The sequence below is a fragment of the Synechococcus sp. R70.1 genome (assembly GCF_047461675.1).
Lineage (GTDB): Bacteria > Cyanobacteriota > Cyanobacteriia > Thermostichales > Thermostichaceae > Thermostichus.
In genome coordinates this window covers 73,614-97,860 of sequence record NZ_JANSHR010000052.1, presented here as the reverse complement: position 1 = coordinate 97,860, position 24,247 = coordinate 73,614, and the positions used below count along the sequence as shown (strand labels likewise).

The following is a 24,247-nucleotide window of genomic DNA, read 5'->3' as shown; positions in this document are numbered from 1 at the left end:
CCCCGCGAGCTGCAGGTAGTTGCTCCTTGCTCTTAGAGAGCACACAGGCTAAAGACGGAGCCTACTTTAGCCTAGGCAAAGTGCCTGCCAGACAAAGATGCACCTGCAAGTCTACTAGCGCAGCTAATCCACGTCAAGGCAGAAAGTTCGTTACGCCACGCAGCGGCGCTCGCGTCAGCGGGACCGAGTCCTCATTGTCCAGTGAATCAAGGACTAGAGGAGAGCCCTAGGCTCGGTTTCTTATGCAGCTTGCTAGCCTAGAGGGAGCGAAAGGTGGATGCCCATGTCAAATACTCCTGCGGTCTTGGTTCAACACCTCCAGAAGCGCTACGGCTCCACGGTGGCTGTGGCGGATGTCTCCTTCCAAGTAGAGCCCGGCCAGATCTACGGCATTCTTGGCCCCAACGGCGCCGGCAAAACCACCACTCTGCACTGCCTGTGCACCCTGCTGCGCCCTGACGCGGGCCGGATCGAGGTGTGCGGGATCCCGGTCAACGAAAACCCCAGGGCAGTACGCGAAAAGCTGGGCTTTGTTGCCCAAGAGGTGGCTTTAGATAAGGTGCTGACGGGGCGAGAATTGCTGCAGTTGCAGGCCGACCTCTACCACCTGCCGCGGCCCTTGGCCCGAGAGCGGATTGCCACCGTCCTTGAATTGCTGGGGCTGGCCGACCGTGCCGACCAACGCATTGGCACCTACTCCAGCGGTCTGCGCAAACGCCTAGATCTGGCGGCAGGGCTGCTCCACCAGCCCCAGGTGCTGGTTTTGGACGAGCCCACGGTGGGCCTGGATATCCCCAGCCGGCAGGCCATCTGGGACTTTCTGCGCCAGCTTAGAAACACCGGCGTCACGGTGGTGCTCAGCAGCCATTACCTGGAAGAGATCGATCTATTGGCTGACCGGGTGGCCATCATCGACCGCGGCAAGGTGATCGCCGAAGGAACCCCAGAAGAGCTGAAAGCCCGTGTCGGCGGCGAGCGCATCACCGTCAAGCTGCAGGAGTTTGCCCCACCAGAACTGGCCCAGCGGGGTGCCGAACTGCTGGCCTCTCTGCCCTTTGTCCAAAAGGTGGTGATCAACAGCGCCCAGGGCAATGCCCTCAACTTGGTGGTGCAGCGGAATGGGGAGGATCCCCTCAGCCAGATCCGCGCCCACCTTGAGGCCCACGGGCTGGAGGTCTTCAGCAGTACCCAATCTCGCCCCAGCCTGGACGACGTGTATTTGGCGGCAACCGGGCAAACCCTCCTGGATGCAGAGCTGGCAGCTGCCGAGTCCAACTTAGGCAAGAAAAAGTAGTTTTTCCCTGATTCCCAATCCTTACCAAGTTTGCAGGAGCCTTCGTATGACCTCTGCTGCTTCCCCAATTCCCCTTTTGACAGCAGAATTTTGGCAGGAAACTTTTGCCCTCACCCGCCGCTTGTTTATCCAACTGCAGCGTCGCCCTGTAACCCTGCTGGTTGGAATCATCCAGCCGCTGCTCTGGTTGATTTTGTTTGGAGCCTTGTTTCAGAATGCCCCTACTGGCATTTTTGGGGCCGGGCAAAACTACACCCAGTTTTTGGGAGCAGGCGTGATCGTGTTTACGGCCTTTGGCGGGGCTTTGAATGCGGGGGTGCCGGTGATTTTCGACCGGGAGTTCGGATTTTTAAACCGACTGCTGGTGGCTCCCCTCACCTCTCGCTTTTCCATTGTGCTGGCCTCCAGCCTGTTCATCGTCAGCGTGGCGCTGCTGCAGACGGCGGCAATCGTGGGGGCAGACTACGTCCTCGGCGGCGGGATCCCAGACGTGCGGGGCTTGGCGGTGGTGGCCTTGATCGTGGGCCTGTTGGTCTTGGGCTTCACTGCCCTGAGCTTGGGCCTAGCCTTTGCCATGCCGGGGCACCAGCAGTTGCTGGCTTTTATCTTTCTGGTCAACTTGCCTTTGATCTTCTCCAGCACGGCTTTGGCTCCCCTCGGCTTCATGCCCACCTGGCTGCGCTGGGTGGCCAGCCTTAACCCGCTCACCTTTGCCATCGAGCCAATTCGCCACGTCTACCGCACCAGCACCTGGAGCTTTGCCGATGTGGTGCTACAGGCTCCCTGGGGCAATCTCACCCTAGCGGGATCCCTGGGGCTCTTGACGGGGTTTGTGGTGGTGTCAGTGCTGCTGGTGCAGGGGGTGCTGCGCAAGGGCTTGGCCTGAGGGGCTTTGGGACTGGCTCGGGGAAGCCGAGTTGGTCTTGTGCCTTTCAAAGTCAATGGCAAGAAGCAGACTTCTCCTTTTGTCCTGCTACCTGGCTCCTTTTCGGAGGACGTTGGAGATTTTGGCCATGGCAGTTCTTGAAGATTGGCAGCGCTCCAAGCTAGATCCCAGCGACGATGCCCTCTTTTACAGCTACCCCCGCTTTGTAACCCATGTAGATGCTGGCTTCATCGGCCAGCTCACGGATCTCTACCGCCATTACTTGCGGCCCCAAACTCACATTCTCGACCTAATGAGCAGTTGGGTTTCCCATCTGCCGCCGGAGATGGATTTTGCCCATGTGGAAGGGCACGGGATGAATGCCGAAGAACTGGCGGCTAACCCTCGGCTTAACCATTTCTTCGTCCAGAACCTCAACCAAAACCCACTCCTGCCTTTCCCGGACTGCACTTTTGATGCCGTGCTGAACGCGGTTTCGGTGCAATACCTGCAGCAGCCGGAGCGAGTGTTTGCCGAGGTGCATCGCATCCTCAAGCCCCAGGGCCTGTTTATTGTCAGCTTCTCCAACCGCATGTTTTTCCAGAAGGCAATCCAGGCCTGGCGGGACAGCTCGGAGGCAGAGCGGGTGGAGCTGGTCAAGCGCTATTTCGAGGCGGTGCCAGGGTTTGAGATCGTCGAAGTCATCCAGCGGCCTGCTCCCCTGAGTTGGCTTGCCTTTCTGGCCGGAGGGGGTGGGGATCCTTTCTACGCCGTGGTTGGGCGGCGAGCTGCAGCTTAAGAGGCAGTAAGCGAAAGCTAGGGCAGCTCTACCGAGGTAGGCTTAGAAGCATAGGTCAGGCCCCAGCCCAATTTCTCACGCATGACCCGGAAGAACTCCGGTCGGCGTAGGCGAATCAGGTCTGTGCAGTAGGGGGCGCGGACGACGCGAATTTGGTCTTCTGGCAGGATGTAGCAGCCAGCATTGCCGTCCGCTACCAAAACCAGCGGCTGAGGGCTGGCGGGGCTGATCCACACCTCTTCCGAATCGGGAAAGACCAGAGCCCGTGAGGCCATCGAGTGGGGGCAGATAGGGATCAACTGCAGCACGGGCAGGCTGGGAGTGATGACCGGTCCTCCTGCAGAAAGGGCATAGGCGGTGGAACCTGTGGGGGTGGCTAAAATGATGCCGTCGGCGGCCACATCTAGAGGGGAGTGCTCCCCAATGGTGACTTCAAAGTGGCACATGCTGGTCAAAGGCTCGCGGTGGAGCACCATCTCGTTGAGGCTAAGCACTTCCCAGCGCAATTCGTTGTCGCGGTAGGCCTGCACCAGCAACATGCTACGGCGATCCAGAATGTACTCGCCGGCAATGGCTGCCTTGGCCGCCTCTTCTAGGTGGGTTAGGTAGGTCTCCGTCAGAAAGCCCAAGTGGCCAGTGTTCACGGCCAGCAAGGGGATCCCTTTGGGAGCCAATTGCCGGGCTGCTGCCAAAACGGTGCCGTCTCCCCCCAGCACTACGGCAAACTTCATGTTCTCGTCAAAGCCGGCGGGGGCCAGGCTGTCCACCTTGGTCAAGCAGACGGGACTGTCAAGCTTGGCGTAGCCGAGGACGCCGCCCCAATTGGGGGCCACACAGACTTCCCACCCCTGCTCCTGAAACCAGCGGGAAAGGGTTTCGCTGCTGCGTTTAGCGGCAGGCTTGGCGTCGTTGTAGAGGATACCGACCTTGGGCTTGCTCATGGGAGGGGGAAGAGGCAGAGCGGTGCCAAAACTCTATCAGTTCTAGATAGCTGCCGCAAAAAAGAGCTGGCCCCCTGGCCCTAGCTCGGGTCACCGCCAGGGATAAGCTGGAAGAGCTCCCCAGTGAGTCTCTGGACGGGCTGAGGGGAGTTGAAAATGTTGTTCGCTTTTTCCCATGCAAGCCTGTACCCTGGTCGCCCGCGCCAAGATCAATCTTTACCTAGAGATCCTCGGATCCCGCCCCGACGGCTATTCCGAGGTGGCCATGATCCTGCAGAGCATCGCTTTGGCGGATCGCGTGCGTCTCCAGCGCCGCCCCCACGGGATCCACCTAATCTGTAACCACCCGGAAGTGCCGGCAGATGCCCGCAACCTGGCCTACCGCGCGGCTGAGCTGCTGCAAAAGGAGTGCCAGACCAATCTGGGGGTGGAGATCCACATCGAGAAGCAGATCCCCGTGGCGGCGGGCTTGGCAGGCGGCTCGGCCAATGCAGCGGCAGTTCTGGTGGGGCTGAACCAGCTCTGGGGCTTGGGCCTGACGGTCAGAGAACTGCAGCACTTGGCGGCCCGCTTGGGATCCGACATTCCCTTTTGCGTGCAGGGGGGCACCCAGCTAGCCACAGGACGGGGAGAAGTTTTACAGCCGCTGGCCGACTGGGAAGGGATCCCCCTGCTGTTGGCCAAGCCCAAGCGCCTTGGGATCTCCACTGCCTGGGCCTATCAAGCCTTTCGCGCTCACCGTGCCGCTTCCTTGCCTTCTGCGGGATCCTCTCTGCCGACCTTGCCCCAAGTCCTCGCTGCTCTGGGGCGTCGGGATCTGCTGGCCTTGGCCCGCAGTTTGCGCAACGACCTGGAGCAGCCAGTTTTGGCCGAGTACGCTATCGTGGGAAAATTGCGCCAGGCCCTGCTGGAGGTAGGGGCGTTGGGATCCCTGATGTCGGGCTCGGGGCCGACAGTGTTTGGGCTTATGGCCAGCCTGGAGGGGGCTGCTCAAGCCTGCGAGAGCCTGCGCCGCCGCTTTCCGGAGGTGGACTTCTGGGTAACCCAGTTTGCTCCCACTGGGATTCTGCTGGAGCCGGATCCCCACCCTCTCGATCCCCCTAGAATTGCTAGCTAGCCTAGCCAGGAAACAGGCCCTGATAACCGGTGGAACATTAAAGCTCTGTAGTTCAGACTAAAAATTAGCTTGGCTGCGGGCCCAAGAAGAAGATGAGCGAGAGGACGTTGTTTGACAAAGTCTGGGACGCCCATACGGTGCGGATCTTGCCCTCAGGGCAGACGCAGTTGTTCATTGGGCTACACCTCATCCACGAGGTCACCAGCCCCCAGGCTTTTGCCATGCTGCGGGAGCGCAATCTGCCAGTTCTTTTTCCAGAGCGGACGGTGGCGACGGTAGATCACATTATCCCCACCGACAACCGGACGCGACCTTTTGCGGATCCCTTGGCGGAGGAGATGATCCAGGAGCTAGAGCGCAACTGTCGCCAATACGGCATCCGCTTCTACAACAGCGGCTCCGGCCGGCAGGGGATCGTGCATGTGATTGCGCCGGAGCTGGGGCTGACGCAGCCGGGGATGACCATTGCCTGCGGCGATAGCCACACTTCTACCCACGGCGCCTTTGGAGCCATTGCCTTTGGCATCGGCACCAGCCAGGTGCGGGACGTGCTGGCCACCCAAACTCTGGCCTTGTCCAAGCTCAAGGTGCGTCGCATCGAGGTGCAGGGCACGTTGGGGCCGGGGGTTTACGCCAAGGATGTGATCCTGCACATCATCCGCAAGCTGGGGGTCAAAGGCGGGGTGGGCTACGCCTACGAGTACGGCGGCAGCACTGTCGAGGCGATGAGCATGGAAGAACGCATGACCCTCTGCAACATGTCCATCGAAGGAGGAGCCCGCTGCGGCTATGTCAATCCCGACGCCGTGACCTTTGAGTATTTGCGGGGGCGGGAGTTTGCTCCTCAGGGATCCGATTGGGAAGAGGCTGTGGCCTGGTGGCAAAGCCTAGCCAGTGACCCCGACGCTGTCTATGACGACGTGGTGGTGTTTCAGGCCTCCGAGATCGCTCCCACGGTTACCTGGGGGATTACCCCCGGCCAAAACATTGGGGTGGACGAGCGGATCCCGGCTCCCGAGGAGCTGCCAGAAAGTGAGCGGGAGCTGGCTAGGGAAGCCTACGCCTACATGGGCTTGCGGCCAGGGGATCCCATTGTAGGCACGCCGGTAGATGTCTGCTTTATTGGCAGCTGCACCAATGGTCGCTTGAGCGATTTGCGGGAGGCAGCCAAGGTTGCCAAAGGCCGGCGGGTAGCGCCTGGAGTGAAAGCGTTTGTGGTGCCTGGCTCCGAGCGGGTCAAGCAGGAGGCCGAACAGGAAGGCTTGCGGGAAATCTTTGAGGCAGCAGGGTTTGAGTGGCGGGATCCCGGCTGCTCCATGTGCTTGGCTATGAACCCAGACCGCTTGGTAGGGCGGCAGATTAGCGCCTCTTCCTCCAACCGCAACTTTAAGGGCCGCCAGGGATCCCCCACAGGGCGCACTCTGCTCATGAGCCCGGCCATGGTGGCGGCAGCAGCAGTGAGCGGCAAAGTGGTGGACGTGCGGACGCTGCTTTAGTCGGAGCTAGAGGAGGCCAGAAGGGGGTAGAAGTGACCCACCGGTCCCTGACCGGCCCCAATGGCCAAAGGATGCCGCAGGGCTTCGGTAACATAGGCCTTGGCCAGCAGCGTTGCCGTCAGGGGATCCTTCCCCCAAGCCAGTTGCGCCGCAATGGCTGCCGAGAGGGTGCAGCCGGTGCCGTGGGTGTGGCGGGTGGGGATCCGCTTGCTTTTGAGCACCTCGAGCCGCTCGCCGTCAAACCACACGTCCACCCCCTGCAGTTCTCCCGGCATGCCTCCCCCCTTGACCAGTACAGCCTTACAGCCTAGGGCGTGGATGCGGCGGGCCGCCGTCTCCATATCCGCCAGCGACTGCAGTTCCATCCCCGCCAAAATCTGGGCTTCGTAGCGGTTGGGGGTAACAACCTGAGCCAGGGGAATTAGCCGCTCGCGGATGGCCTGGATGGCGTCCTCCGCCAGCAGCTTGGCCCCCGTGCGGGAGACCATTACCGGATCTACCACCAGTGGCTGCAGCGCCCAGCGCTCCACTTGGCGGGCCACCTCGCGCACGATCTCGGCATTGAGCAACATGCCGGTTTTGATCCCTTGCACCCCAATGTCCTGCACCACCGCTTCAATTTGAGCAGCCACTGCCTCTGGCGGCAGCGCATCCACGCGGTTGACCCCCAGGGTATTCTGGGCAGTTACGCAGGTGAGGGCGGAAGTGCCATGAACCCGCTGGAAGGCAAAAGTGCGCAGATCCGCTTGAATGCCGGCTCCGCCGCCGCTATCGGATCCGGCAATGGTGAGGGCGACAGGGGGGCGCTGCTCGGCCAAAGTTGGAGCTGGTGAAGCTGGTTCAGATACAGACATTGGCTAAACGAGAAAAGCTAACGAGGGCACTGCTGGTAGCTATCAGCTTGCTGGCTCCCAACCCCCTAGAGGGGGCTAGAAGCTGGCTAAGCGTGAATCTAGTAGCCATTGTCGGTAGTAGCCACCACCTCTACCCAAACCCTATCCCCCTCCACCGCCGTCAGACTCCAGCGCAGGAGGCGGGCCGTTTGCCCCAGCTCTCGGGCGACTTGGTGGAGAAGGGATCCCTCCAGTTGAGCAGCAGAAAGTGGCAAACTCAGGGGCAAAGCTAGACGCAGAAAATGTAGCTTCACAGGTTCCTCACGCTGAACTCGCGCCAAGCAAGGAGGACAGAGCTAGCGGCCAAACTGCAAACGATAGACCTCTTCCTCCTGATCTGTTTCCACCTCCAGATCGGAGGTAGGATAGGCCACGCACAGCAGGACAAACCCCTGAGCCTTGAGCTCGGGCCCGATCACGGCGTTAGGCTGGGCCACGGATCCCGACTTCAGTCGCCCTGCACAGGTGGTACAGACACCTGCTTGGCAAGAAGAGGGCAGCTCTATGCCGTGTTCAAGAGCCGCCTGTAAAACCGTCTGCTCCGCCGCCGCAGGAAAGCGGTAGGTTTGGCCCCGGTGATGGACAGTTATCTGGTAAACCATGACGGCCCTCAAGAACCCGCCTGCGAAGAGGTGCGAGCCACTGTTAGCGTCTGCGGCTGGCGCATTTTCTTTATCTGAACCTCAATCTTCTGAACCCCTTCCGCCTTCAGGTCGGCGATGTAGTTGCCTTTGTGCGCTTCTGCTTCCTCCAGGCTAGTAAAGGGGCCGTAATAGTAGGTGCAGTCGTCGGTGGCAATCTCAATCCAAACCGCTAAGCCGCGCAGCCTATCCAAGAGGCTGATCAACCTCTTCAGAAGACTAGTCAAAGGGTTGCTCACAGGATCGATCCCTCGCTAAGAAGTGGCCTGCAGTCACTTAGATTCTACTGCGTTTGTTGAGAATTTGTTGAGAAATGTTTCAGTGCGCTTGAGCTGGTGAGGGGAGCGCTGCCGGTGGATCTCGTAGAGGACGATGCCCGCTGCTACCGAAGCATTCAAGCTTTCCGTGCGGCCCGATAAGGGAATCGACAGCAGTTGGTCGCAGTGGCGCTGGGTAAGCAGGCTAATGCCTTCCCCTTCCGATCCAATCACCAAGGCGACGGGTCGGCGAAAGTCGGCGCTATAGACGGGGGCAGCTCCCTGGCTGGTGGTGCCATAGATCCAAAACCCTTGCTCTTTAAGGTACTCTAGAGCGCGATTTAAGTTCACCACCCGCGCCACGGGCAGGGTGGAGAGGGCGCCAGCTGCCACCTTCATCACTGTCGCGGTCACCCCTGCCGCCCGCCGCTGCGGGATCACCATCCCCTGCATGCCAAACGCCTCCACGCTACGGGCAATAGCTCCTAGGTTGTGGGGATCCTGAATCCCGTCTAGCACCACCAGCACCGGCTGGGGGCTAGCCTGGCGGCTGCGTTCCACCAGCTCTTCTAGATCCACGTATCGATAAGGGGTAGCCTGGGCGGCGATCCCCTGATGGTTAGCTCCACCCGTAAGGAGGTTTAGTCGCTGGGGAGAGACCTCATCAATAACCGTGCCGCGCGCTTTGGCCTCCTCCAAGAGCGACAAAAACTGGGGGCTATACCGTAGCCTCGGCACCACCCAAACCCGGTTGAGGGTAGCACCGCTCCGCAGGGCCGCAAGTAAAGTCTGGCGACCGTAGATGATCTCTTGTTCCGCTTCGGGCTTGGGCTCCATGGGTCGCCGCAACTTGCGTAGGCGAGAAGGCTTAGGCATGAGAGGAAGACCTAAATCATCTCAGCCAAAACATCGGTGAGGGCAAGAATGGAGCGCAAGCGGTCGGGATTGGTGAGGTAGAGGTAGCCCAGGATGGTTTCCAGGCCACTGGCATTTTGATAGTCGGCTAGGGGCAGATGCCGAGGTGGGCGACCGCAACCATTGCGGCCCCAGCAGACAATAGCCTGCTCTTCAGGGCTGAGATATGGTAGCAGCGCTAACAGCAGCTTGGCCTGAGCCGAGCCGCACACCCGCCTCACCACCCGCTGATGGTAGCGCTCTAAGCGATCTGGGGGAAACAACTGTTGCCGCCGCACGTGGAGTTCGTAAATGGCATCCCCCAAGTAAGCTAAGGCAGCCGGCGACAGGCGACGGATCTCGGTCGACGGCAATCTTTCGGAACTGGGATCAAGTCCAAGGAGTGGATCGCTCACGGCTGCTGACATGGAAACTGCTCCCGACTGTTTAGCGAAAGGGGGGCTTCACTCTAGTCCTCGTTGGCGACAGCGGTGCGGAGCACCTTATTCGCTACTTTGTGGCATAATCGGCAACCTTGCCAACGAACCTTCTGACTTAACGTGGATTAGCTAGGCTAGTAGGTTGGCAGGTACATCTCTTCTGGTAGGCATTTTGCCTAGGCTCAAGTTAGCTCCGTCTGTAGCTTGTGCGCCCTCTAAGGGCAGGGAGCAGCTACCGTCAGCTTTTTCTTTCAGAGCGGAAACAGGAGATCGCCATTGAGCAACAGCAGGTAGGCAACGATGGCTCCTCCCATTCCCCCTATTAAAAAGCCGGCAGCCAATTCGCTCCAGGCCTGGGATCCCTGGACTGGCCCGCCATGGCGCGGCGAGGAGACGGTGCCGTAGAGAGAGAGGGCCGCCGTCAGGATCAAAATGAGACCACAAGCTCCCAGGAAGCCACTCAGCAGGCCAATAGGCTCGTTGCGCAAAGGCCCGAGTTTGGCAAAGGGCCCCACCAGCCAATAGCCGTGGGCCATACCAATTTCCAGACCCCGCCAGATAGGACTGGCTCCCGGCCGGTTGATCGGCAGCCAACTTAGGAAGAGACGAACGGCAGGCGCGTGGTTAATGGGTGTCTGGAGGTTGCCAATTTGCGGATCCCCTTCTGGGGCCGTGATGTGTTCCTTACCAGAGGGAGCAGTGTCGACAGGGGACTCAGGCATGAGGCAATCTTGTGTCCAGGCCAAGAGAAGCAGGGATCCCCGAGGCTCTGTGGGGATCCCTACCCCTTTATTTAGAACGTCAAAATGTCAGGGAAGAAGCGATTGATCTCAATAAACAGGGCAAGGAAGAAGCTGGAAAACAAAATGAGGGCTACTGGAGCGGTGGTGAGAAATTTGGTGAAGTCAGCCATATCGACCTCTCACAGGGAATGGGTTGACTCAGTTCCTTCCTCAGCGAGGAGAGACGGGGACAGCCTCCTCTGGGGCTTGAATTTCACCGCTGGCAATTTCCTTGAAAGCAGCGGCAGGCCAGGCCAAAGCCGTGAGGAAACAGCGCAGCGCCAAGGGGACGTCGATGATGCTTTCTTTCATCTCCGGCTCCTCGCTATCGCGAACGGCAATTAGGTAGGAGCGGCCTGCCCAGCCCAACCAGCCGGCAAGGTAGAGGAAAAGTAAGCCAGGGATGAGAAACTCACCTGCATGGCTCCAGCGGCCATCGGTAACCAGGTGAGGCAAGCCTTCTTCGCCACAGAGCAGCTTGCTGTAGCGCTCAAAACGCTTTTCGGTTTGGACCAACTTTTGCTGGTAAAGGGGAGCCAACTCAGGGCTAGCGTTGCGGATTTTCTCTTCAAGGCTGCTCAGGCGCTGATCTCGTAGAGCCTGGAAAGCAGGAACTTCGCTACAAGGCTTCAAGCCAATCAAAGGCTCTGCCTGCACTGCCTGGGTAAAACCAAGCGCTAGGCAAAGGGCCAAAAGGAGACTCAAAAGGGTTCGCATGGCAGGATGTGTCCTTGAGCTAGGGACTCAATGGGGAGGAATGCTCAGTGAAGAAACGAGCACCAAACGGTTAGTATCATACTCCTGAGCGCCTTATCCGGAGGGATCTCGGGTTTTAGCTCACACAATTCTTAAGGATCCTGAGGCATTCCCACCCCTTTTTCCCATGGCCTGTGTCCTTGCCATTGAAACCAGTTGCGACGAAACGGCTGTGGCGGTGGTGGAGGCGGAGCCAACCTGGCCAACCTTTGCCCCGCGGCAGCTCAGCTCGGTGGTGGCTAGCCAGATCGACCTCCATGCAGCCTACGGAGGTGTGGTGCCGGAGGTGGCCTCCCGCCGCCATGTGGAAACTTTGCCATTTGTACTGGAGTCAGCGCTGCAGCAGGCCGGGCTAGGCGTAGCCGAGGTGGATGCCATTGCCGTAACTTGTGCGCCGGGCCTGGTGGGATCCCTGCTGGTGGGGCTGATGGCGGCCAAGACCTTGGCGCTGCTCTACGATAAGCCCTTGATTGGGGTACATCACCTGGAGGGCCATCTCTTCAGCGGCTTTTTGGCCACAGCCGACTTGCAACCTCCCTGCCTGTGCCTTTTGGTTTCGGGAGGCCACACCAGCTTGATCTGGATGAAGGATTACGGAGAGTACCAGACAATGGGCCGCACCCGCGACGATGCTGCCGGCGAAGCCTTTGATAAGGTGGCGCGGCTGTTGGGGCTGGGCTACCCGGGGGGGCCCCAGATCGACCGCTGGGCGCAACAAGGGGATCCCCATCGCTTTCCCCTGCCGGAAGGCAAGCTGGACCACCCCTACGACACCAGCTTCAGTGGCCTGAAGACGGCTGTGCTGCGCCTCGTCCAGCACTTGCAGCAGGAAGGCCAGGAGCTGCCCATTGCCGACATTGCCGCCAGCTTTCAGGCCTGCCTAACGCGCGTCCTCACGGAAAAAGCAGTGGCCTGCGCCGAAGCTCTTGGCCTCTCAACCCTGCTGCTGACTGGCGGGGTAGCTGCCAACCGGGAGCTGCGCGCTCGCCTTCTGGAAGCGGGCCAGCAAAAGGGCCTGCGGGTGGTGATCCCGCCTGTTGCCCTCTGTACCGACAACGCCGCCATGATTGGGGCAGCCGGCCTCTGTCACTGGCTGCGCGGGGAGGTCTCCCCCTTGGATTTGGGCGTGGCTTCGCGCATGGCGCTGGAGGAGATCCCTGCTCTCTACACGGCTGGGCGCAAAGATTACCGCGAGCTGCCAACAGGTTCTGCCGTCGCTCTCTGACGCTGTCTCACCTCGAGGTAGATGAGCAAGGCGTTGATGTCGGCAGGGTTGACGCCGCCAATGCGAGCGGCCTGGCCTACGGTCAGAGGCCGGACTGCTGCCAGTTTCTCCCGCGACTCTTTGGAGAGGGTGGGGATGGAGTGGTAGTCCAGATCGGGAGGCAGGGGGCGGTGGTACTGCTTGCTCACCTGCTCGATCTGGGCTTGTTGCCGCTGGATGTAGCCGCTGTATTTGACGGCAATTTCCGCTGCCTCCTGCTCAAAGGGATCCAGCTCCTCATTTCCCAACCCCAGCTCCAGCAGGTTGGCGTAGTGGATCTGGTTGCGGCGCAGGAGCTCAGCTAAGGTGGCGGATCCTTTGATCCCCTGGCCAGTCAGTTGGCTGAGGTGGATCCCGGCGGGGTCGTGGGCCTTAACCCGCTGGGTTTCCAGGCGCTCAATCTCGGCGGCAATACGAGCCTGCTTGGCCTGGAAGAGAGCCCAGCGGCGGTCGTCGATGAGGCCCAACTCTCGCCCTAAAGGAGTGAGGCGCTGGTCAGCGTTGTCGGCGCGCAGGATAAGGCGGTATTCGGAGCGGCTGGTGAGCATGCGGTAGGGCTCCCGCAGCTCTTTGGTGCAGAGGTCGTCGATAAGGGTGCCGATGTAGCTGGACTCGCGCGGCAGCGTGACTAAGGGTTTGCCTTGCACCAACCGGGCGGCGTTGATCCCGGCAATGAGCCCCTGGGCTGCTGCTTCTTCGTAGCCGGTGGTGCCGTTGATCTGGCCGGCACAGAAGAGCCCCTGCACCTTCTTGGTCATCAGGGTGGGATAGAGCTGGGTGGCCGGCAGATAGTCGTATTCCACCGCGTAGGCAGGCCGCAGCATCACGCACCGCTCTAGGCCGGGCAAGGAGCGCAACATTTGGATCTGGATCTTCTCGGGCATCCCCGTCGAGAACCCTTGGATGTAGAGCTCCGGCAGATCCCGCCCCTCGGGTTCGATAAAGACGGGGTGTCTCTCCTTGTCGGCAAAGCGCACGATCTTGTCTTCAATGCTGGGGCAGTAGCGCGGCCCTTTGGCCTCCACCCATCCGCCGTAGACAGGAGTCTCGTGGAGGTTCTCCCGGATGATGCGGTGCGTCTCCGGCGTGGTGTAGGTGAGGTAGCAGTCCATCTGCTCCCGCGGCACCCACACTTCTGGGTCAAAGCTAAACCAGCGTAGGTCTGGATCCCCTGGCTGCCGCTCCATCACGGAGAAATCAACGCTGCGGCGATCCACGCGGGCAGGGGTGCCCGTCTTCAGCCGGCCTGTCTCAAAGCCCAGTTGGCGCAGGGTGTCAGTCAGGCCTTCGACGGCAAATTCCCCCGCACGTCCAGCAGGTTGCCAGTGGCGGCCAATCCAGATGCGCCCTCCCAGAAAGGTGCCCGTGGTCAGGATCACCGCCCGACAGCCGAAGACGCTGCCGAAATGGGTAACCACGCCCACCACTTCCTCGTTGAGCCCCAGCACCAGGTCGGTGACGGTGCCCTCTCGAAGAGTCAGGTTGGGCTGGTTTTCTACCACCGAGCGCATCACCCGCGCGTACTCCCGCTTGTCGGTTTGCGCCCGCAAGGCCCATACTGCTGGGCCCCGCGAGCGATTGAGCACCCGCTTTTGCAAATAGGTGCGGTCGGTAACTTTGCCCATCTCACCGCCGAGGGCGTCAATCTCATGCACCAGTTGCGACTTGGCCGGGCCACCCACGGCGGGGTTACAAGGCTGCCAGGCAATCTTGTCCAAGTTCAACGTCAGCATCAAGGTCCTACAGCCCAGTCGCGCTGACGCTAGGGCCGCTTCACAGCCGGCGTGCCCCCCACCCACGACGATCACGTCGTAGTGGTCAAGAAAGTCCACGTTGTCCCGTCCGACTTTGAGCATACGCTGGCTTCTGCTGGTGAGTACCGGGATCCCAAAGGGCATCAGATTGTTTCAGCTTGTTTTTCCAGTTTAGCGAGAGGGGCAACGCCTGAGATTGTGGGGGCCCTTGACCCCAGCAGCGCCAGCCAGTCCCTTGCTCGTCACTTGACACTCCAGGGTAGGAACCTTCCTGCCTCTTGGCCAGAGCCAAATCCAGACTATTTTAGTCGGGTTTGGTTGACGGGCTAGATCGCGGGTGATAGGATTGACCTCGGGCTGGGTAAGCCAGATCCATCCCTTTCTCCCGCTGAAGGCTTCCTATGACGCCAACCCTTTCCCAACGCCTGCTTGGCTCTGCTGATTTGCCCTCCAACTTTGCCTTGCGTAACCCGCAGGTGGGCTTTAGCCGTTTGCGCTGCCGCGAATGTGGGGCCGAGTACGAGCCGGTCGCCAAGCACGTGTGCGACCTGTGTTTTGGCCCCCTGGAAGTGGTCTACGACTACGACTGGCTCAAGAGCGTCGTCAGCCGGCAGAGCATCCAAGCCGGGCCGCTGTCTATCTGGCGCTATCGGCCTTTCCTGCCGGTGGTTTCGGAGCGCCCTATCGATGTCGGCACCGGCATGACTCCCCTAGTGAAAGCGGAGCGGCTGGGGCGGCGACTGGGGTTAAAAAACCTCTACCTCAAGAACGATGCCGTCAACATGCCCACCCTCAGCTTCAAGGATCGGGTGGTGTCGGTAGCCTTGACCCGCGCCAAGGAGCTGGGCTTTACCACGGTCTCTTGCGCCAGCACGGGCAATTTGGCCAACTCCACGGCTGCCATTGCCGCCCATGCCGGCCTGGAGTGCACTATCTTCATCCCGGCGGATCTGGAGGCAGGCAAGGTACTAGGGTCCCTCATCTACAGGCCCACCGTCATGGCTGTGGAGGGCAACTACGACCAGGTGAACCGCCTCTGCGCCGAGGTGGCGGATCGCTACGGCTGGGGCTTTGTCAACATCAACCTGCGCCCCTACTACGCAGAAGGCTCGAAAACCTTAGCCTACGAGGTGGCGGAGCAACTAGGTTGGCAACTGCCGGATCAGGTAGTGATCCCGCTAGCGTCGGGATCCCTGTACACCAAGGTTTACAAAGGTTTTCAGGAGTTCGTGAAGGTGGGCCTGGTGGCAGAAAAGCCGGTTATTTTCCACGGCGCCCAGGCCCGGGGCTGTGCGCCCATCGCCCAGGCCTTCCGCGAGGGGCGGGATTTTGTTACTCCCGTTAAGCCGAACACCATCGCCAAATCCATTGCCATCGGCAACCCTGCTGATGGCATCTATGCCCTGGAGATTGCCCGCAAGACCGGCGGCCAGATCGAGACGGCCACGGATCCCGAGATCATTGCCGGCATCAAGCTCCTGGCCGAGACTGAGGGCATCTTCACCGAGACGGCTGGCGGCACCACCATTGCCGTGCTCAAACGCCTGGCCGAAGCCGGCCAGCTCGATCCCGAGGCGATTACGGTAGCCTATATTACCGGTAATGGCTTGAAAACCCAGGAGGCGGTGCAGGCGCATGTGGGCCACCCGCTGGTAATTTCGCCTAAGCTGGAGAGCTTTGAACAGGCGCTGGAGCGGGCCCGCACCCTGGAGCGGCTGGACTGGCAGGAGGCCTCGGTTTGAAGCGAGAGGGATCCCCCTGGGCTCTTAACGGCGTCTTAATGAAGAACTGTTTACGATCCCTGGCACAGACCCACTCGCTCAGGAGCTCTGCACCATGCCTATCCTCCGTTCTGTCCGTCACTTTGCGCGTCGCTGCTTGCCGGTGGCAGTGGCCGTGTTGACCCCCCTTGCTTTGGCTCCCACGGCTCGGCCTCAGGGGCTGAACACCATTGCCGTTGAGCTGGAAACTTTGCCCAGCAGCTACTCGACGTTGGCGACGGCTTTGCGGGCGGCGGGGCTGAACACGGCGTTGGCGGGGCCGGGGCCGTTCACGGTCTTTGCCCCTTCCGATGTGGCCTTTGGGCAACTGCCGCCGGGCACCGTGGAGACGTTGTTGCAGCCGGCCAATCGGGATCAGCTCACCCGCATCCTCACCTATCATGTGGTGCCGGGGCGGATTACCTCGTTTGACCTGCGGCCTGGCCAATCGGCCACTCTGACCACCTTGGCGGGGCTGCCGCTGCGGGTGCAGGTGGGAGCCGATGGCAGCATCCGGGTCAACGGGGCCAATGTGAACTTGGCGGATATTCCGGTTTCCAACGGGGTGATTCACGGCATTGACAGGGTGCTGCTACCCTAGTCTTCTAATGTTGGTCGATGGACGAAGCACTGGGCTTATGGCAGTCAAGGTGTTAATTCCCACCACGCTGCGGGCGCTCACCCGGAACCAGGAGGTGGTGAGTTGCGAGGGATCCACCATCCGTGAACTGCTGGAGGCTCTGGAGCAAAGCTATCCAGGCATTAAGGCGCGGCTGTGCGATGAGAGGGGAGAATTGCGCCGCTTTGTCAATCTTTACGTTAACAGCGAAGACATTCGCTTCCTGAAAGGATCCGACACCCCTCTGCAGGATGGAGATGAGGTGAGCATTGTCCCTGCTGTGGCAGGGGGCTGAGGGCTAGTGAGCCTACGGTGGACGCTAGGGACTGGCTGAGCCAGCCGGCGCCGATGGTGGCGCCTGCTCTGCTGGGCATGGTGCTGGTGCGGCAATTTGCCGATGGGCTGCAGGTGCGGGCCCAGATTGTGGAAACAGAAGCCTATACAGCTGGGGATCCGGCCTGCCACGCCTATCGCCGTAAGACCCGCCGCAACCAGGTGATGTTTGGGCCGCCAGGGCATCTCTACGTCTATCGCATCTACGGCCTCTACCACTGCCTGAACATCGTCACCGACGCGGAGGGGATCGCGTCAGCCGTTCTAATCCGCGCAGCCCAGTTGGATTGCCTGCCGGAGTGGATCCCGGCCAATAAGCGCATGAAACCGGCGCGGGTGGCGGCGGGTCCGGGCCTACTCTGTCAGGCGTTGCGCATTGACGGATCCCACAACGGCTGGCGGCTGGAGCCGGTGGCAGTCGGCCAGGAAGGCATTTGGCTGGAGGGATCCCCTGCCTGGGAGGCACAGTTCCCCATTGTCCAGACCACCCGCATCGGCATTACCCGCGGTGCGGAGCTCCCGTGGCGCTGGTACATTAAGGGGCATCCGGCAGTGTCCTGCTACTAGAAGGGCAAGATGAACCCAAGCCCTGCGGGTCGCCAGTGGGGGAGCTTGATGCTTCTGGCTGCTCTGGCGCTTGGGGCAGCCTCACCTCTTTGGCGGCAGAAACCTGAATTGCGCTAGGGGTGCCGGTAGTCCTCAGATCTGCCTGGGGCGGAGGCAAGCTGAGGGGCACCGATCCCCAGAAGCGACGGCAGCGAAAGCTTCTGCTCGGGATCCCGTCTCTAACTGTTGGGCGAACAAAAACAGACCTGGCTTAGTAAGCATCAGATTGCAGCTGGCTTTTCGAAAGGGATTTGCGTAAGGATAGAGGGAGTGAGGGGTGCAACTCACCCTTGGGTGAGACAGATTAAGCATGAGTAGAGTTAGGGTTAAAGGCCCAGGACGGTGGTTCGGGGGCTTCTCCTTGCCCAATAGACGCTGGGGCGCGGCTGTCCAAAGGAAGGCAGCGGAGCGATTTCTGCCGGCTTTTAGGTAGTCGGTGTCAACATGAGGGGTTTGGGTTGCTGCCACTTCCCAGCTTGTGGGAGAGGATGAGCTGCACGATGCCACGACGGGTTTCCCCTGCGCCGCTCTCCCTGCCTGCACTCAGTGCCCTGGTGCTGGCCCTCTCAGCCTGCGGCGAGCTCTCTTCCTCGAATGTCTCTCCCAGCCTTGTTCCCCCTTCTACCCTGCAGCCAGTTTTCACGCCAACTCCCCTTGGTCTTTCCACCTTTGCCCTTACGCTCGAACAGGCCCGCCAATCGGGTTTGGCGGTGCCCAGCAACCGCATCGTTTTGCTGCTCCAAGAACAGGGATCCGATCTGGTGGCCCAGCTGCCGGCTTCTGAGGTGGAGCGCTGGCTGGCCCGCACCCCCACCTGGCCGGGGGTGGAAGGGATCGACCTGAGCATTAACCTGGGCAGCTATCGCCAGACTGCCAACGCGCCCCTGCGCCTGGGGCAACCAGCCACCTTCACCTTTACCGACCCGCCCGCTGGCGAAGCCGAGCTTAGGGCTGTCGCCTACCGGGGATCCACCACCTTGGCACAAGGAAAGGGATCCCTGACTCTTTCTGCCCGCTCTGGAAGCGCTGACAGCAGCAGTCGCCGCCTGAGCCTGCTGGTGCTCTCCGAGGTGGAAGTGCCGCTGCTGCACGCAGGGGCAGGGGTGCCGGCGCCTGGCCAGCCGTTGTTGCTGTCGGGGGAAAATCTGGAGCGGGTGGAAAGCGTTCTTTTTGCCTCAGCCGCCAATCCGGAGCGCATCCTGAGGGGGGAAATTCGCTCGCGCAGCCGCAACAGTCTGACGGTGATGCCGCCAGCCTCTCTTTCCGGCACGGTCTGGGTGGCGGTGGCCGACGCTGAAGGACAAGGACTGGGAACCTGGGTTTACGAGTGGCCCACTCCCACCCCCACTCCTACAGCGGCCTCGGGCTGGAGAGTGGAGACCCTCCTCGATGGCCGCACCGCTGCGGCAGCCAAGCCGGAGGGCAGCAGCTCCGATAACGAAGGGGAGGCCGGGATCTTCCTGCAGCAGATCGGCGGCATTGCCGCAGACCCCGAGGGGTTCTTTTACTTAGCCGACCCGGCCCAGCACCGCATTTTCCGGCTTTCCCCTGAAGGGGAACTGGAGGTGTGGGCGGGCAGCGGCAGGGCTGGCCACCGGGATGGGGTGGCGGAGCAGGCCCAGTTTCACTCCCCCCAAGGGCTACTTTGGGATCCCAAGGGGGGGTTGTGGGTGGCCGACAGCGGCAACCATTGCCTGCGCTACATCAACCGACAGCGGCGGGTGAGCACCTTTGCCGGCACCTGTTCAGCCGGCCACCGAGATGGAGAGCGCGACGAGGCGCAGTTTCGCGAACCCTTTGGCCTGGCCCTGGGTCTGGACGGCAGCCTTTACGTGGCCGATCGCGCCAACCGCCGCATCCGCCGCATCACTCCCACGGGCAAAGTGACGACGGCCGCTGGCACCGGCCAGCCGGGATCCGCCGATGGGCCGGCAGAGCAAGCCCAGCTTCTGGAGCCGACAGCTCTGGCAGTGGACAAGGCGGGTAACCTCTGGATTGCCGATAGGCATCGCCTGCGCCGGCTCTCTGCCAACGGACACCTGACCACCCTCTCCCAGGCGGAAGCAGGCTACCGCGATGGCCCTCTGGCGGAGGCCCGTTTTCAAACCCTTGCAGGGCTGGCCTTCGACAGTGCGGGGGTCCTCTGGCTGGCCGACCAAGACAACCGCCGCATTCGCCGTCTTCAGCCCAGCGGGCAGGTCTCTACCCTGGCCGGGGGGGATGAGCCGGGCTGGCAGGATGGCCCGGTTGCCTCAGCTCGCTTCCAGCGGCCTGGCTCTCTACTTGCCTTGCCAGACGGCAGCTTGGTGGTGGTGGATGCTGGCCTGCCTGGCTTGCGGCGTCTTAGCCGCGTCGTCCCCTAGCCCGCCACTCCCGTTTCGAGGGGATCCTCCTAGCCGCCACGGTGGCGGGCCAGGGCCGCTTCGTAAGCCCGCCGACTGGCCTGCAGGGACTTTCCCAAATCCACCACGGGGCGGGGATAGTCTACCCCCAGCCGCACGCCAAACTGCTTTTGCTCAGCGGCGCTGAGACGGTAGGGCTCGTGGATCTTGTCCCCCGGGATTCCGGCCAGCTCCGGCAGCCAGTGGCGTAGGTAGTGGCCCTGGGGATCGTAGTCGCGAGATTGCTTGGGAATGTGGAAGTAGCGAAAGCCGCGGGCATCGTTGCCCACGCCGGCGGTGTAGTTCCAGTTGCCGTAGTTGCTGGCCACGTCGTAGTCAATCAGCAGCGACTCAAACCATTCCGCCCCCAAGCGCCAGTCGATCCCCAGGTTCTTGGTGAGAAAGCTGGCCACATTCTGCCGCCCGCGGTTGGACATAAAGCCGGTGGCGGCCAACTCCCGCATGTTGGCATCCACCAGAGGGTAGCCGGTCTCGCCGCGGCACCAAGCCTGAAAGCGGTCCCAGTCCTGCTGCCAGGGGATGGGGATCCCTTGGATCCCCGAGGGACGAAACAGCTTGGCGCCATGCTTGGCCAGGATGAAGCGAAAGTAATCCCGCCACAGCAGCTCGAAGACCAGCCAGTAGGTGGATTCGTTGCGCACCCGCTCCTCCTCGTAGCGCTTGACTTCGGCATACACCGTGCGAGGAGAAAGGCAACCCAACGCCAACCAGGCAGAAAGACGCGAGCTGTCGTTGGGATCCAGCATGCCGTTGCGGGTTTCTTTGTAGACGCGCAGCCGATCCAGATCCCAGATGTAGATCTGCAGGCGCGCCTGGGCAGCGGTGCTGCCGCCGGTATAGACAAAGCGGGCGCGGGGATCCGGCGGCGGCAAGCTCAACCCCAGCTCTGCCAGAGTGGGCAGAGGGCCAGGGTCCAGCCCTGGCGGCAGGGGCGCCAGGGAGGGGATGGGCAGGGGAGCGCGAACGGCGGCCTTGGCTTCCACCTGCTGGCGGAAGCGGGTGAACACCTCCGGCAGGTCTGCCAGGGCAAAGGGGAGGTCAGCAGGATGGTAGAGAGTGTGGCCCCACTCCAGGTGCAGCGGGATCCCTAAGGGCTGAAGCGCTTGCTGCAGGGCCCTGGCAACCGCCTCCTCCTCCGTGCCCACCTCTTCGTGGGCATAGACAGCCTTCACCCCCCACTCCCGCGCCAGGGCCGGGATCACCTGCTCCGGCTGGCCTTGGCGGATGACCAGATCAGAGCCGCGGGCCCGAAGCTGCTGCCGCAGGTCAGCCAGGCTTTCCAGCAGGAACTGGGCGCGGAAAGGACCGGTCTTAGGAAAGCCAAAGGCCGTCCGGCCAAAGTGGCGCGGATCCAGGCAGTAGAGGGGAATGAGGAAGGATCCCTGCTGGCAAGCGCGCGTCAGCGGCTGGTGATCCAGCAGGCGCAAATCGGTGCGAAACCAAACCAGAACGGCCATTCTAGACGGATGCCGGCGCTTCCAGATCCCCTCGGCGTTTTCTCCTAGGGCGTCCCAGCTCCGGGCTGGGGACAAAATAGGGCACTTGGGCAGCCGGGATGTGGACAGGAGCCTTAGTGCGGGGGTGATAGGTTTGCCGGGCCGGACGGGGCCGCAGCAAGAAGGTGCCAAAGCGCGCCAGCCGCACGGATCCTCCTTCCGCCAGACATTGGCTGATGCTGTCTAGCATGGCCTCTAGGGCAGCGGCAGCCATTTTGACGGTCAGACCATCCACCTGAGCAGCCATCTGGCGGGCCAACAAACGGCGATTTAGATGGGGAGAAGCCACAGCTACCTAATCCCAACAACGGCAAGATAAACCAACACGCTTCTCTAGCAACAGCGCCAAAGCTGGCTACCCAGCCAAACACCCGCTTAGGGAAACTTGCTAGGCCACCTCCAGCGCTTCAGCGAGCCTTCTCCTGCGTCGGGTTAGAATCGACCTCCTCCACCTCACTTTCGAAAAACCAGTGCCGCGAGCGGTCAGGAAACTCCAGGATATAGCCAATGCCGCTGCCATCGACCACCCGCCGCGCCAGGACCACGCCCTCCTTGCCCACCAAGGCGCTCACCTCTTCCTGCCCGCGATCGCGAATGGAGCGCACCCTAACTTTATCGCCAACTTTGATCGCCATAACACCAGAGGTAACCGCGAAGAGCTTCACCACTCAAGATGGTACGGCAAAAATGGCCACCCCTTTCCCGAAACTGGCCTGCGCCGGCCGACGCAGACGGCCATTGCTAAGATCGACAAGAGCGTTGTGCGCCGGGAAGACCGCCCCTGTGATTGCCCTGTCCCTAAAACCCGCCCATTGCTCCTGGAGCGTTGTCAGCTTTCCCTCCACCCTCTACACTCAGCCGATTCTGGATCTGTTGGTTGCCAAAGTTCCTCCCCCCTGGAAGGCAGAGGTACGCCTGGGCCTGCAAGAAGCCATCATCAACGCTGTCCGCCATGGCAATGGTCTGGATCCCAACAAGAGGGTGATCGTCGAATACACCAGCTCCGAGCGCTTCTACCAGTGGCTAGTGCGGGATCAGGGATCCGGCTTCTGTCCCCAGCAAGAGCTGCAGCGCTGCCGCTGCGGCCTCTTGGAAACAGAGGAATCGGGCCGGGGGGTGCTCCTGCTGACCCAAATCTTTGACTTTGTGGAATGGAACGAGACGGGCAACCAAGTCTATTTGGCCAAGTTCATCTACCCCGGCTGCCGCGATCCCTGGATAGTCTAATACCACTGCCAAAACAGCTTGCCCCTCTGGAGAAGCCAGCGGCCCCGATCAGGGTAGGGAGCTTCAGAGAACTTCAAGGCAGTAGTGGCAAAGGCAAAGCGAGTGGATGACCAGCGGGATCCCGAAAGCTGAGGCAGCCAGGTTTCCAGTAAGCCTAAGGATCCATATCCATAACCCAGGTTGCGGTGAGGCAGGGGAGCCACCAGGCGGCGCCAGGCACGAGTGGCGCTCAAGGGGGGATCTGCCAGGGCCGCTTCCAGAGCCGCCAAAGACGAAGCCAGATAGGAATAGCCGTCCCGGTCAGCGTGATACACCTGGGCTAGCAGCGGCGGCTTTGGGATCGCGGGCAGGTTCTGAGGCACCAACTCTGCTAGGGGCTGGACTACGGGTTTGCTCCAGGCGGTGGCGACGCCGTGTTTTGTTGCCATCGACACCACCTGCCAGCCCTGCGCAATTGCCCGCTCATCCAGCGTCGGTGCCTCCGGCCTCTTGCCAACCCAGAGCCAAGCCGGTTTCCCATCCGCGGGTAGAAGGGCAAGGGCAAACTCTCCCGTTTCCGGCACCAGCCGCTGCCAGTCCAGGTCGACCTGGGCTGGCCCCCACTGACCCGGATCCAGCGGCAATCCCAGAAGGCGGAGGGGCTGCACCTGTCCCAGGCTCTGCCAAAAGACAGCCCAGTTGCGGCCAGACACCAGCGCCAGCGTCTCGTCGGGCAGCTGACCAATAACCTGGGGACGAAAAGCTTCGCTCCTGGGCAGGGCAAAGTTGGCAGGCGTATGCCAAAGGGCAGCCGTTTCTGCTAGCAAACCCTGAAAGCTCACCCCTAGCCCCAGCCCCACCGCCTGCAAGGTCAACCCTTCAGCGGAGGCCGGCTGCGGATTTTGCCAGAAGGCCCAACCTACCTGCGCCGGTGGCAGCGCCTGGATGACCTGCCGAAACTGCGGCTCGGCCATGAGCGACAGCTGCGGCACCTGCCAGGCATCGATAGCGGCGCGAAGGGCTGCTGCCTTCTCCGCCAACAGCACGTAGCGCTCCCCGAAAAGGGCTGCCGCAAACCCCGGCAACCCTGGCAGTGGACTGGAGACTACCTGGATGCCCTTGTAGGTGTCCACCTGGACCGGCAGACCGGCCAAACTCTGCCGCTCCCACAACAGGTTGAGCTCAAACTGCGCCAGCGCTGGCTTGCAGATTTCCAGGGCAACCAAGGTGCCCCACTCCGGCAAGCTGGCCAAGAGGGTGCTTTTTCCCAGCCAGGGCTGCACCTCCCGCTCGAAATTCAGGGATCCCCCCGCCAAGAGGGATCCCAGCCATCCTGGACCTTCGCTGGAGAAAAATTTGCGCCACTGCTGGCGGGTAGCGCGTCGTTGGGAGGCGGGGGTTGCCGCTTGCCAGAATGCCTGCAGATTTTCCAGGGGAACAGCTAGCAGCAGCAGCGCCTGGGTGGAGCGGGGGGCCAGGCCCACAATCGGCGGCAGCTCATGGCGAACCAGCAACAAGGCCAGCGGACTTTGGGTGAGCAGCCAAGCGATTACCCACACGCTCATGGCCGCCAGCAGGCCCAGACCAATTAGGATGCCGCGCCGGAGTTGCCCTTGTCCCATACCTCCATCC

Annotated in this window: 27 protein-coding genes; 12 read left to right on the top strand and 15 right to left on the bottom strand. The window is 61.5% G+C overall.

What is annotated here, in order from left to right; all coding sequences use genetic code 11:
* The first annotated feature begins 277 nt into the window (after positions 1–277).
* The 3 genes from NW807_RS07255 to NW807_RS07245 all read left to right on the top strand — a co-directional run bounded on the left by NW807_RS07255 (position 278) and on the right by NW807_RS07245 (position 2,958).
* On the top strand, positions 278–1,294 hold the full coding sequence (locus tag NW807_RS07255) for an ATP-binding cassette domain-containing protein (protein ID WP_414425677.1): 1,017 nt from the start codon (positions 278–280) through the stop codon (positions 1,292–1,294).
* A 46-nt stretch (positions 1,295–1,340) separates the two neighbouring features.
* Positions 1,341–2,180, top strand: a complete 840-nt coding sequence (locus tag NW807_RS07250; RefSeq protein WP_414425676.1) for an ABC transporter permease — start codon at positions 1,341–1,343, stop codon at positions 2,178–2,180.
* 127 nt (positions 2,181–2,307) lie between these two features.
* On the top strand, positions 2,308–2,958 hold the full coding sequence (locus NW807_RS07245) for a class I SAM-dependent methyltransferase (RefSeq protein WP_414425675.1): 651 nt from the start codon (positions 2,308–2,310) through the stop codon (positions 2,956–2,958).
* A 17-nt stretch (positions 2,959–2,975) separates the two neighbouring features.
* Here the strand turns inward: NW807_RS07245 and NW807_RS07240 are convergent, their stop codons facing one another.
* Entirely contained in the window at positions 2,976–3,899 is a 924-nt protein-coding gene (locus NW807_RS07240; protein WP_414394708.1) for an NAD(+) kinase, read from the bottom strand.
* 175 nt (positions 3,900–4,074) lie between these two features.
* Between NW807_RS07240 and ispE the strand changes: the two genes are divergently transcribed.
* Positions 4,075–5,016, top strand: a complete 942-nt coding sequence (gene ispE, locus NW807_RS07235) for a 4-(cytidine 5'-diphospho)-2-C-methyl-D-erythritol kinase (protein ID WP_414425674.1) — start codon at positions 4,075–4,077, stop codon at positions 5,014–5,016.
* A 92-nt stretch (positions 5,017–5,108) separates the two neighbouring features.
* Complete coding sequence (gene leuC, locus NW807_RS07230) at positions 5,109–6,512, top strand: 3-isopropylmalate dehydratase large subunit (RefSeq protein WP_414410784.1); 1,404 nt, start codon at positions 5,109–5,111, stop codon at positions 6,510–6,512.
* Here the strand turns inward: leuC and thiD are convergent.
* The 9 genes from thiD to NW807_RS07185 form a co-directional block, all read right to left on the bottom strand.
* Positions 6,509–7,366, bottom strand: a complete 858-nt coding sequence (gene thiD, locus NW807_RS07225; RefSeq protein ID WP_414412111.1) for a bifunctional hydroxymethylpyrimidine kinase/phosphomethylpyrimidine kinase — start codon at positions 7,364–7,366, stop codon at positions 6,509–6,511. The two genes, leuC and thiD, sit on opposite strands and share 4 nt — an antisense overlap.
* Positions 7,367–7,464: 98 nt before the next feature.
* Positions 7,465–7,659: a hypothetical protein gene (locus NW807_RS07220; protein WP_414421009.1), complete on the bottom strand. Its 195-nt coding sequence runs from the start codon at positions 7,657–7,659 to the stop codon at positions 7,465–7,467.
* A gap of 42 nt (positions 7,660–7,701) precedes the next feature.
* The gene (locus tag NW807_RS07215) at positions 7,702–8,007 is read right to left on the bottom strand and encodes a 2Fe-2S iron-sulfur cluster-binding protein (protein ID WP_414425673.1); all 306 of its coding nucleotides are present in this window, start codon (positions 8,005–8,007) and stop codon (positions 7,702–7,704) included.
* A gap of 8 nt (positions 8,008–8,015) precedes the next feature.
* On the bottom strand, positions 8,016–8,273 hold the full coding sequence (locus NW807_RS07210) for a DUF1816 domain-containing protein (protein ID WP_414394699.1): 258 nt from the start codon (positions 8,271–8,273) through the stop codon (positions 8,016–8,018).
* Between the two features lie 45 nt (positions 8,274–8,318).
* The gene (rlmB, locus tag NW807_RS07205) at positions 8,319–9,179 is read right to left on the bottom strand and encodes a 23S rRNA (guanosine(2251)-2'-O)-methyltransferase RlmB (protein WP_414409867.1); all 861 of its coding nucleotides are present in this window, start codon (positions 9,177–9,179) and stop codon (positions 8,319–8,321) included.
* Positions 9,180–9,190: 11 nt separating this feature from the next.
* Positions 9,191–9,625, bottom strand: coding sequence for a ribonuclease III domain-containing protein (locus tag NW807_RS07200; RefSeq protein ID WP_414425672.1), 435 nt, complete (start codon positions 9,623–9,625; stop codon positions 9,191–9,193).
* Positions 9,626–9,888: 263 nt separating this feature from the next.
* Positions 9,889–10,359 (bottom strand): photosystem I reaction center subunit XI, encoded by a 471-nt coding sequence (locus NW807_RS07195; protein WP_414425671.1) that lies wholly within the window; start codon positions 10,357–10,359, stop codon positions 9,889–9,891.
* A 71-nt stretch (positions 10,360–10,430) separates the two neighbouring features.
* A complete protein-coding gene (locus NW807_RS07190; protein WP_099812540.1) occupies positions 10,431–10,550 on the bottom strand; it encodes a Photosystem I reaction center subunit IX in 120 nt (39 codons plus the stop codon).
* Between the two features lie 40 nt (positions 10,551–10,590).
* Positions 10,591–11,136 carry a Photosystem I reaction center subunit III gene (locus tag NW807_RS07185; protein ID WP_414394691.1) on the bottom strand — a complete coding sequence of 182 codons (546 nt, stop codon included), beginning with the start codon at positions 11,134–11,136 and terminating at the stop codon, positions 10,591–10,593.
* A gap of 166 nt (positions 11,137–11,302) precedes the next feature.
* Between NW807_RS07185 and tsaD the strand changes: the two genes are divergently transcribed.
* Complete coding sequence (tsaD, locus tag NW807_RS07180) at positions 11,303–12,400, top strand: tRNA (adenosine(37)-N6)-threonylcarbamoyltransferase complex transferase subunit TsaD (RefSeq protein WP_099812538.1); 1,098 nt, start codon at positions 11,303–11,305, stop codon at positions 12,398–12,400.
* Here tsaD and mnmG read toward each other — a convergent pair.
* A complete protein-coding gene (mnmG, locus tag NW807_RS07175; protein WP_414409872.1) occupies positions 12,361–14,295 on the bottom strand; it encodes a tRNA uridine-5-carboxymethylaminomethyl(34) synthesis enzyme MnmG in 1,935 nt (644 codons plus the stop codon). The genes tsaD and mnmG overlap by 40 nt on opposite strands.
* Before the next feature lie 299 nt (positions 14,296–14,594).
* Between mnmG and thrC the strand changes: the two genes are divergently transcribed.
* The 5 genes from thrC (at position 14,595) to NW807_RS07150 (ending at position 19,874) form a co-directional block, all read left to right on the top strand.
* Positions 14,595–15,935 (top strand): threonine synthase, encoded by a 1,341-nt coding sequence (gene thrC, locus NW807_RS07170; protein ID WP_414425670.1) that lies wholly within the window; start codon positions 14,595–14,597, stop codon positions 15,933–15,935.
* A gap of 94 nt (positions 15,936–16,029) precedes the next feature.
* Positions 16,030–16,554 (top strand): fasciclin domain-containing protein, encoded by a 525-nt coding sequence (locus tag NW807_RS07165; protein ID WP_414425669.1) that lies wholly within the window; start codon positions 16,030–16,032, stop codon positions 16,552–16,554.
* Between the two features lie 37 nt (positions 16,555–16,591).
* Positions 16,592–16,867: a ubiquitin-like small modifier protein 1 gene (locus NW807_RS07160; protein WP_414394685.1), complete on the top strand. Its 276-nt coding sequence runs from the start codon at positions 16,592–16,594 to the stop codon at positions 16,865–16,867.
* Positions 16,868–16,884: 17 nt separating this feature from the next.
* Entirely contained in the window at positions 16,885–17,472 is a 588-nt protein-coding gene (locus NW807_RS07155; RefSeq protein ID WP_414394683.1) for a DNA-3-methyladenine glycosylase, read from the top strand.
* Positions 17,473–18,011: 539 nt separating this feature from the next.
* Entirely contained in the window at positions 18,012–19,874 is a 1,863-nt protein-coding gene (locus tag NW807_RS07150) for an NHL repeat-containing protein (RefSeq protein ID WP_414425668.1), read from the top strand.
* A 29-nt stretch (positions 19,875–19,903) separates the two neighbouring features.
* Here the strand turns inward: NW807_RS07150 and NW807_RS07145 are convergent, their stop codons facing one another.
* From NW807_RS07145 to NW807_RS07135, 3 genes are all read right to left on the bottom strand, one after another.
* Positions 19,904–21,370: a DASH family cryptochrome gene (locus NW807_RS07145; RefSeq protein ID WP_414425667.1), complete on the bottom strand. Its 1,467-nt coding sequence runs from the start codon at positions 21,368–21,370 to the stop codon at positions 19,904–19,906.
* 1 nt (position 21,371) lies between these two features.
* Positions 21,372–21,698, bottom strand: a complete 327-nt coding sequence (locus NW807_RS07140) for an HU family DNA-binding protein (RefSeq protein WP_414421000.1) — start codon at positions 21,696–21,698, stop codon at positions 21,372–21,374.
* 118 nt (positions 21,699–21,816) lie between these two features.
* A complete protein-coding gene (locus NW807_RS07135) occupies positions 21,817–22,044 on the bottom strand; it encodes a cytochrome b6f subunit family protein (protein WP_414405707.1) in 228 nt (75 codons plus the stop codon).
* Positions 22,045–22,192: 148 nt separating this feature from the next.
* Between NW807_RS07135 and NW807_RS07130 the strand changes: the two genes are divergently transcribed.
* Positions 22,193–22,636 (top strand): ATP-binding protein, encoded by a 444-nt coding sequence (locus NW807_RS07130; protein WP_414425666.1) that lies wholly within the window; start codon positions 22,193–22,195, stop codon positions 22,634–22,636.
* Here the strand turns inward: NW807_RS07130 and NW807_RS07125 are convergent.
* Positions 22,633–24,237, bottom strand: coding sequence for a DUF3352 domain-containing protein (locus NW807_RS07125; RefSeq protein ID WP_414425665.1), 1,605 nt, complete (start codon positions 24,235–24,237; stop codon positions 22,633–22,635). The two genes, NW807_RS07130 and NW807_RS07125, sit on opposite strands and share 4 nt — an antisense overlap.
* Between the last annotated feature and the right edge of the window lie 10 nt (positions 24,238–24,247).

What these genes read in the sequence shown, in the direction of transcription:
- thiD (WP_414412111.1), bottom strand. Translation starts at nt 7,366, where the DNA reads ATGTCTGTATCTGAACCAGCTTCACCAGCTCCAACTTTGGCCGAGCAG.
- NW807_RS07215 (WP_414425673.1), bottom strand. Translation starts at nt 8,007, where the DNA reads ATGGTTTACCAGATAACTGTCCATCACCGGGGCCAAACCTACCGCTTT.
- leuC (WP_414410784.1), top strand. Translation starts at nt 5,109, where the DNA reads ATGAGCGAGAGGACGTTGTTTGACAAAGTCTGGGACGCCCATACGGTG.
- NW807_RS07195 (WP_414425671.1), bottom strand. Translation starts at nt 10,359, where the DNA reads ATGCCTGAGTCCCCTGTCGACACTGCTCCCTCTGGTAAGGAACACATC.
- mnmG (WP_414409872.1), bottom strand. Translation starts at nt 14,295, where the DNA reads ATGCTCAAAGTCGGACGGGACAACGTGGACTTTCTTGACCACTACGAC.
- NW807_RS07250 (WP_414425676.1), top strand. Translation starts at nt 1,341, where the DNA reads ATGACCTCTGCTGCTTCCCCAATTCCCCTTTTGACAGCAGAATTTTGG.
- NW807_RS07245 (WP_414425675.1), top strand. Translation starts at nt 2,308, where the DNA reads ATGGCAGTTCTTGAAGATTGGCAGCGCTCCAAGCTAGATCCCAGCGAC.
- NW807_RS07240 (WP_414394708.1), bottom strand. Translation starts at nt 3,899, where the DNA reads ATGAGCAAGCCCAAGGTCGGTATCCTCTACAACGACGCCAAGCCTGCC.
- thrC (WP_414425670.1), top strand. Translation starts at nt 14,595, where the DNA reads ATGACGCCAACCCTTTCCCAACGCCTGCTTGGCTCTGCTGATTTGCCC.
- NW807_RS07165 (WP_414425669.1), top strand. Translation starts at nt 16,030, where the DNA reads ATGCCTATCCTCCGTTCTGTCCGTCACTTTGCGCGTCGCTGCTTGCCG.
- NW807_RS07255 (WP_414425677.1), top strand. Translation starts at nt 278, where the DNA reads ATGCCCATGTCAAATACTCCTGCGGTCTTGGTTCAACACCTCCAGAAG.
- tsaD (WP_099812538.1), top strand. Translation starts at nt 11,303, where the DNA reads ATGGCCTGTGTCCTTGCCATTGAAACCAGTTGCGACGAAACGGCTGTG.
- NW807_RS07135 (WP_414405707.1), bottom strand. Translation starts at nt 22,044, where the DNA reads ATGGCGATCAAAGTTGGCGATAAAGTTAGGGTGCGCTCCATTCGCGAT.
- NW807_RS07125 (WP_414425665.1), bottom strand. Translation starts at nt 24,237, where the DNA reads ATGGGACAAGGGCAACTCCGGCGCGGCATCCTAATTGGTCTGGGCCTG.
- rlmB (WP_414409867.1), bottom strand. Translation starts at nt 9,179, where the DNA reads ATGCCTAAGCCTTCTCGCCTACGCAAGTTGCGGCGACCCATGGAGCCC.
- ispE (WP_414425674.1), top strand. Translation starts at nt 4,075, where the DNA reads ATGCAAGCCTGTACCCTGGTCGCCCGCGCCAAGATCAATCTTTACCTA.
- NW807_RS07190 (WP_099812540.1), bottom strand. Translation starts at nt 10,550, where the DNA reads ATGGCTGACTTCACCAAATTTCTCACCACCGCTCCAGTAGCCCTCATT.
- NW807_RS07200 (WP_414425672.1), bottom strand. Translation starts at nt 9,625, where the DNA reads ATGTCAGCAGCCGTGAGCGATCCACTCCTTGGACTTGATCCCAGTTCC.
- NW807_RS07160 (WP_414394685.1), top strand. Translation starts at nt 16,592, where the DNA reads ATGGCAGTCAAGGTGTTAATTCCCACCACGCTGCGGGCGCTCACCCGG.
- NW807_RS07150 (WP_414425668.1), top strand. Translation starts at nt 18,012, where the DNA reads ATGCCACGACGGGTTTCCCCTGCGCCGCTCTCCCTGCCTGCACTCAGT.
- NW807_RS07145 (WP_414425667.1), bottom strand. Translation starts at nt 21,370, where the DNA reads ATGGCCGTTCTGGTTTGGTTTCGCACCGATTTGCGCCTGCTGGATCAC.
- NW807_RS07185 (WP_414394691.1), bottom strand. Translation starts at nt 11,136, where the DNA reads ATGCGAACCCTTTTGAGTCTCCTTTTGGCCCTTTGCCTAGCGCTTGGT.